The sequence below is a fragment of the Deltaproteobacteria bacterium genome (assembly GCA_028818775.1).
GTDB lineage: Bacteria > Desulfobacterota > Binatia > UBA9968 > JAJDTQ01 > JAJDTQ01.
In genome coordinates, this window is sequence record JAPPNE010000053.1 from 21,145 (window position 1) to 27,671 (window position 6,527).

The 6,527-nt window shown below is 66.1% G+C and carries 6 protein-coding genes and 1 tRNA gene; 5 read left to right on the forward strand and 2 right to left on the reverse strand.

What is annotated here, in order from left to right:
* Positions 1 to 2 precede the first annotated feature (2 nt).
* The 3 genes from OXU42_06570 to pgsA all read left to right on the forward strand — a co-directional run bounded on the left by OXU42_06570 (position 3) and on the right by pgsA (position 3,120).
* The gene (locus tag OXU42_06570) at positions 3 to 1,526 is read left to right on the forward strand and encodes a tripartite tricarboxylate transporter permease (GenBank protein ID MDE0029044.1); all 1,524 of its coding nucleotides are present in this window, start codon (positions 3 to 5) and stop codon (positions 1,524 to 1,526) included.
* A 136-nt stretch (positions 1,527 to 1,662) separates the two neighbouring features.
* A complete protein-coding gene (locus OXU42_06575) occupies positions 1,663 to 2,544 on the forward strand; it encodes a DMT family transporter (GenBank protein MDE0029045.1) in 882 nt (293 codons plus the stop codon).
* Between the two features lie 15 nt (positions 2,545 to 2,559).
* Positions 2,560 to 3,120 (forward strand): CDP-diacylglycerol--glycerol-3-phosphate 3-phosphatidyltransferase, encoded by a 561-nt coding sequence (pgsA, locus tag OXU42_06580; GenBank protein MDE0029046.1) that lies wholly within the window; start codon positions 2,560 to 2,562, stop codon positions 3,118 to 3,120.
* 35 nt (positions 3,121 to 3,155) lie between these two features.
* On the opposite strand, the gene OXU42_06585 is transcribed toward pgsA, so the two are convergent.
* Positions 3,156 to 3,836: a Uma2 family endonuclease gene (locus OXU42_06585; GenBank protein ID MDE0029047.1), complete on the reverse strand. Its 681-nt coding sequence runs from the start codon at positions 3,834 to 3,836 to the stop codon at positions 3,156 to 3,158.
* Between the two features lie 244 nt (positions 3,837 to 4,080).
* Here OXU42_06585 and OXU42_06590 point away from each other — a divergent pair.
* Both OXU42_06590 and rdgB read left to right on the forward strand, forming a co-directional pair.
* Positions 4,081 to 4,157 (forward strand) — tRNA-Gly (locus OXU42_06590).
* Between the two features lie 48 nt (positions 4,158 to 4,205).
* On the forward strand, positions 4,206 to 4,769 hold the full coding sequence (gene rdgB / locus OXU42_06595) for an RdgB/HAM1 family non-canonical purine NTP pyrophosphatase (protein ID MDE0029048.1): 564 nt from the start codon (positions 4,206 to 4,208) through the stop codon (positions 4,767 to 4,769).
* A 68-nt stretch (positions 4,770 to 4,837) separates the two neighbouring features.
* On the opposite strand, the gene OXU42_06600 is transcribed toward rdgB, so the two are convergent.
* On the reverse strand, positions 4,838 to 6,527 hold a 1,690-nt coding region (locus OXU42_06600), incomplete at its 5' end, for a TRAP transporter fused permease subunit (GenBank protein ID MDE0029049.1).

Consider the following 6,527-nt stretch of genomic DNA (forward strand, 5'->3'; position numbering starts at 1 on the left):
CCATGATGCTCGACGCCTTCATTGACGGACTGCTTCACGTCCTTTCCTGGCCGGCCTTCGGGTTTCTGCTTCTGGGGGCGTTCGTAGGCTTCGTCGTGGGGATTCTCCCCGGCCTCGGCGGCCTAGCCACCCTGGCACTGATGCTGCCGTTCGCCTACAAGATCGGGGAGCCGATCTCGGCCTTTGCCTTTCTCCTGGGCATGCACGCCATCACCGGAACCACCGGTGACCTCACCTCGATCCTCTTCGGCATCCCGGGAGAAGGCACGGCCGCGGCCACCATCATGGACGGCTATCCCATGACCAAGAACGGGGAGGCCGGCCGGGCCATGGGCGCCGCGCTCATGAGCTCGCTGGTGGCCGGCCTTGAAGGCGCCATCATCCTGGCCCTCGCCATTCCCATCATGCGCCCGCTGGTGCTCTTCTTCGGCTCTCCCGAGCTGTTCATGCTGGCGATCCTGGGAATCACGTTCATCGCGTCGCTGAGCGGATCATCGCTCACCAAGGGCCTCCTGTGCGGAGGCATCGGGCTCATGCTGGCGTCCATCGGGGTGGATCCCCAAACCGGGACGCTGCGCTACACATTAGGCACGCTGTATCTCTGGGATGGCCTGAGCCTCGGACCCGTGGTGGTCGGGCTCTTCGCCATCCCGGAGATCATCGACTTGGCGGTGCGCGGCACGAGCATCGCCGAGGCTAAGATCGGCAAGATCACCGGGGTCATGGAAGGGGTCAAGGACACCTTCCGCCACTTCGCCCTGACCATGCGCTGCGGCTTCATCGGCGCGTTCATCGGCGCCTTGCCGGGCCTGGGCGGCGGCGTCTCGCAATGGCTGGCCTACGGCCACGCTGTGCAGTCGGCCAAGGACAAGAGCGGCTTCGGCAAGGGCGACGTACGCGGCGTCCTGGGGCCGGGGGCGGCCAACAATTCCCGCGAAGGGGGCAACCTCATTCCCACGGTGGCCTTCGGCATTCCCGGCAGCAGCGCCATGGCGATCCTGCTGGGGGCGTTCCTCATCGTCGGCCTCAATCCCGGTCCGGAGATGCTCACCAAGCACCTGGACGTGACCTTCGCCATGGTGTGGATCCTGGTGGTGGCCAACATCCTCACCGCGGGTGCGTGCTTCCTGTTCCTGAACCAGCTCGTGAAGCTCACCTTCGTGCGGGGTAACCTGCTGATCCCGTTCCTGCTCATGTTCGTGTTCCTGGGCGCCTTCGCCGCCCACAACAACTTCAGCGACATCATCGTCACGGTCATCTTCGGCATCGTGGGCTACGTCATGGTTCTGTTTCAGTGGCCGCGGCCTCCGTTCGTGCTGGGCCTAGTGCTGGGGACCATCGTCGAGAACTACCTGTGGATCTCCAGCAGCGCCTACGGCGCGGGCTGGCTCCTGCAGCCCACCGTGGTCTGCATCGCCCTCCTCATCGTCGGGACGCTGGTCTACTCCGCGATCCAGGCACGCCGGGGCAGTTCCCTGGAGGACGAGATCGAGAAGAGGCTGGGCGTGGAAACGCCGCGCGAGTAGGGGCGGGTTTCAGACCCGCCCGTGACGGGCGCCGCCCGCGCACGACGGATTCAAACGGCTCCGACCCCCTCTCCCTCCGGGAGAGGGCCGGGGTGAGGGCGCTCGCCCAATTCCCAAGTCCGCCAGGACACTAGACATGCTCGCCGTTGCCCTGGGCCTGCTGGCCTCCCTTGCCTTCGCCTGCACGGCGACGCTGGTTCATCGAGGCGTGCGAGACCTCGATCCCTTCAGCGGCCTGGTGGTGGACCTCTTCTTCAACGGGCTGGTGTTGTGGCTCTTCGTGTTCACCTTCCACGATCTCTCGGAGCTCTGGGCCGGGGCCAACCTGATCTTCGCGGCCTCGGGCCTCATCGTTCCGGGGCTTTTCCGCCTGGTGGCGTTCAAGGGCATCGAGAGGATGGGCGCCGCCGCGGCCACCGCGGTGCTCAATTCGGCGCCGCTCTTCGCGGTGCTCCTGGCCATGGTGCTGCTGGACGAAAGACCCGGTCCGGTGAACATGCTGGGGGCGGTGGCGGTCGTCTGCGGCCTGGTGTTCCTGTCGTGGAAGGGCGAATCGAGATCCTGGCGTTCCGGGGACCTGTTCTATCCGGTGGCGGGAGCGCTGTTCGCCGGGCTGCGCGACAACGTGGTCCGACTCGGGCTCCTTGCCGGCCCGGCGCCCATGGTGGGGGCGGCCATCACGGTGACCAGTTCGCTCCTGACCATGTCCGCGGCCTACTTCCCGGTGCACGGCCTGGCGCGCTTGAGGACTTGCGCGTGGGCGACCCTGGGGTGCTTCGCCCTGGTGGGATTCGTGCATTTCGTGGCCTACTTCTTCATGTTCACGGCGCTGGACATGGCGGACGTAGCGGTGGTCTCACCGCTGGTTCATTGCTTCTCGCTCTTTACCCTGGGCCTTTCCCCGCTTATTCTGGGTGACTCGGACCCGATCACACGGCGCAAGCTCCTCGCCACCTCCATGGTCGTGCTCGGCGTGCTGCTGATCGCGTGGTCGAGGTGGTCGTACGCGGCCGCGTAGGAGTCCGCCGACGTCATGTGGACACTGCCGAATCTGCTGAGCCTGTTCCGGATTCTCCTGGTTCCGTTCCTGGCCTACCTCATGGCGTTCACCGATCCGGTGTCGTGCGCGCTGGCCGCGCTGGTCTTCATCGTCGCCTCCGTCACGGACATGCTCGACGGCTGGCTGGCGCGCCGGAACAAGAGCGTCACCGATTTCGGCAAGCTCCTGGACCCCCTGGCCGACAAACTGCTGGTGGTGACGGCCCTCATCATGCTGGTGGCGGTGGACCGCCCCGGCGACTCCCAAGTGACCGTCTGGCTGGTGATCATCATCGTTGCGCGCGAAGTCGCCGTCACCGTCCTGCGCGGCATCGCTCTCACGGATGGCATGGTCATCCCCGCGGAACGGCTCGGCAAGTACAAGCTCCTGGCCCAGACCGTGGCCCTCGTGGGCCTGATGATCCACTACCCCTACCTCGGCGTCGACTTTCACCTCATCGGCCTGTCCTTCCTCGTCCTCTCCGCCGTCCTCGCCGTGTGGTCCGGGGTGGGCTACTTCGTACGGTTCCTGAAGACCATGCGGGCCGGAGAGTAGGAGGAGTGCGGGAACGTACCCGCCGACGGGTCGCGTCAGTCGCCGGCGCCCGGGTCCGGGCGGGGAGCAGTCGCGTAGGGCGGCTCATCCTCGCGTACGCGGAGGCTGTCGCGCCGCCGGCGGCGCACGATGCGGGCGACGGCCGCGGCCCGCTCGTTGTCGGTATCGCTGTTGCGTACCCCGTCAACGGCCTCGCAAATGTCCCGGGACGTCAGTCCCGGCAGCAATGCCGACGCGTCGAGTGTTTTCGGCGTTTGCCCGGCATGCAGCGCGAGGAATTCGGTGCTGAACTCCCGGTTGCCCTTGCTGCCGTGCAGTCGCCACATCTCCCGTACACCGAGAGCGGCGTAACGCTCGACCTTGCCTTCGTCCGCGTTGGTGGTCTCCACTTCGACCACCAGGTCCGGCGCGTTCCGCTCAAGAAACGCTTCGGCGGCTTCATCGCTTTCGACAAGCGTTGCGCGGAAGGCCCTGGCGCGTTCCCCGAAGTAGAACGCGCAATCCGCCTCCATCCCGGTGCCCGGCGGATCACCGGGTCCCCGCAGGCGCGTCTGGCGAAGTCCCTGCGCTGCGCCTGCGAGCATGCTGCCCGCAACGTCCAGAATGCGGTCCAGGATACCGGACAGGTTCTCGTGGAGGTGGGACGGGGACATCAACGTGACGAGCCCGTTCACCGGGTCAAGACAGACCCGGCGGAAGCGCCGGCTCCAGTCCACTTCCGCCAGTGCCGCAATGGTGTCCGCATCAGCACGGAGGACGTGGATCGTGGAACCGAGGGGTCCTTCGTATGTGGTGCCGAATCTGTTCATTTCACAGCCCCCTTCGCCGCCGGGGCAACCGCTTTGAAGGATACACCTGCGACTATACCGCACTCGGCCGCACCGGTCGAGAATCACGGCTGGATGGGTGTGGCGGAGTCGTTGACAACCCCCGGGTGATGCTGTAAGCAACAGGAAGGACGCGGGTGTAGCTCAGTTGGCTAGAGCGTATGCTTGCCAAGCATAAGGTCGCCGGTTCGACCCCGGTCACCCGCTCCATACTTCCGCAGAATCTCCAAATCCCCCTTCTCTACCACCGGACCAGCCGTGTCACGAGAGCTCACGTTTGCGACCTCGAACCGTCACAAGTTCGCCGAGGTACGGGCGATACTTGCCGACCGCGGCATTTCCGTCGCCATGAAGGCCATGGAGCTTCGGGAGATTCAGGCCGACACGCTCGAGGAGATCGCCGCGGAGAAGGTTCGAGAGGCGTCCCTGGCGGTCGGAGGCCCCGTCATCGTCGAGGACACGGGCCTGTTCATCGACGGCCTGCGGGGGTTTCCCGGGCCGTACTCGGCCTACGTGTTCCGCACCCTGGGGAACCAGGGCATCCTGCGGCTGCTGGACGATACGGCGGACCGACGTGCGACGTTCAAGTCGGTGTTCGCTTACGGTGACACCGACGGGTCGGTGGAATGCTTCGGCGCGGAGGCGCGGGGAACCATCGCTCGCAGTTGCCGAGGAGAAGGATGGGGCTACGATCCGATCTTCGTGTCCGAGAATGCCTCGGGGCGGACTTACGGTGAACTGGGCGATGACAAGAACCGGCTTTCCCACCGCGGCGCGGCTCTGGAGAAGCTCGCTCGCTGGGTGCGGGCCGGCGACGGGTGATCGGCCCCGCTACGTTCACGTCTTCAGGTCACTTCTTCAGGAAGAGAACTCCGTCAGTCTTGCCTCGGTTAGTCTGTGCCGTGTTGCGCCGGCCGGTGGTCGGGGCGGAGCCCGCGTCCGTAAACGAGCTGAACGGCGACGATCACGACAATCACGCCGAGTCCGAAGAGGTCCGTTCCCAGGTCAGGCACGATGAGCAGCGGTCCCACGCAGAACAGGGGCACGCGCAGGACCATGGACAGGGGTCCGAACAGATAGCCGCCCGATGCGGCGGCCATCACGACGACCCCGCCGCCGGCGGTGGCCAGCACCTGAAGGATCTCCCGCGCCTCGCCCAGCAGCAGCAGTGCCGGGTTCAGCGTGAACGCGTAGGGGATGAGAAACCCGGGCACGGCCAGGAGAAAAGCCCGCGCCCCGGTACGCCACATGTTGGCGCCGCTGATGCCCGCGGCGGCGAAGGCCGACAAGGCCACCGGCGGCGTCACCATCGAGAGGATGCTGAAATAGAGGATGAACAGATGCGCCGGCAGGGCCGGAACGCCGAGAGTCTGCAAGGCCGGCGCCACCAGGATGGCGGAGACCAGGTAGGCCGCCGCGGTCGGCATCCCCATCCCGAGGATGATGGTGAGGATCATGGCCCCGCTGAGGGATATGGCGAGGGAGTCGCCGGCCATGTCCAGGAGCCAACGCTGAAGCCGCAGCGCCATGCCCGTATGCACCAGGGTGCCCACGATGATGCCGGCGATGGCCGAAGGAATCGCCACCTCGGAGGCCGAGCGCACGCCACCGGTGATGGCTTGGAAGATCGCGCCGGGTCTCATTCGGGTCGCCTTGCGGAGCAGGCTGACGACGAGGATGAGGGCGATGGTGTAGGAACCGATGGTCATCAGGGAATACCGGGAGACGAGCAGGTAGACCATGAAGCCGAGTGGAATCAACAGATGCCACCGCTCGGCCAGTCCGGCCAGGTGCTCCCGGATCGGCAGATCGAGATCGGGCTTGAGCCCGTTGCGCAGGCTGTAGAAGTGGACCAGCAGGAACAGCGCCGTGTAGTAGAGTACCGCCGGAACAATGGCCGCTGACACCACTTCGACATAGCGGACGCCGACCACGTCCGCGAGAATGAAGGCGGCGGCGCCCATGATGGGCGGCGCAAGCTGTCCCCCGGTGGATGCCGTCGCCTCGATGGCGCCGGCGAGCGTGCGCTGGAAGCCCGAGCGGACCATCAGCGGAATGGTCATCAGGCCGCTCAGCAGCACGTTGGCCACGGCGCTGCCCGAAACCGTCCCGAACAGGCCGGAGGCGATGACAGCCGCCTTGCCGGCGCCGCCCCAGGACCGGGCGGTGGCGCCGTAGGCGATGTCGACGAACAGCTTGCCGGCTCCCGAACGTTCGAGAAAAGCGCCCACCAGCACGAAGTAGAAGACCATGTTCGCCGACGCCGAGACCGGCGTCCCGAACATGCCCGAAGTCGAGAGCACCTGGAGGTCGACGAACCGCTTGAGGGACATGCCGCGGTGGGCAATCAGATCGGGCAGGTAGGGTCCGGTGAAGACGTAGACGATGAACGCCGCCCCGACCAGCGTTAGGGTGATGCCGGCCGCGCGCCGGCATGCTTCCAACAGGACCGCGATGAAGACGATGCCGGCAACGTAGTCGAGAGCATAAACGGCGTCCACGCCCTCCGTGCGTTCCGCCACTCGCTGGCCCTGACTCACGAAATACGCCGTGCACGCGAGCACGGCGGCGACCAGGATC

Coding starts and splice junctions, on each gene's coding strand:
- pgsA (MDE0029046.1), top strand. CDS start 2,560: ATGTGGACACTGCCGAATCTGCTGAGCCTGTTCCGGATTCTCCTGGTT.
- OXU42_06575 (MDE0029045.1), top strand. CDS start 1,663: ATGCTCGCCGTTGCCCTGGGCCTGCTGGCCTCCCTTGCCTTCGCCTGC.
- OXU42_06570 (MDE0029044.1), top strand. CDS start 3: ATGATGCTCGACGCCTTCATTGACGGACTGCTTCACGTCCTTTCCTGG.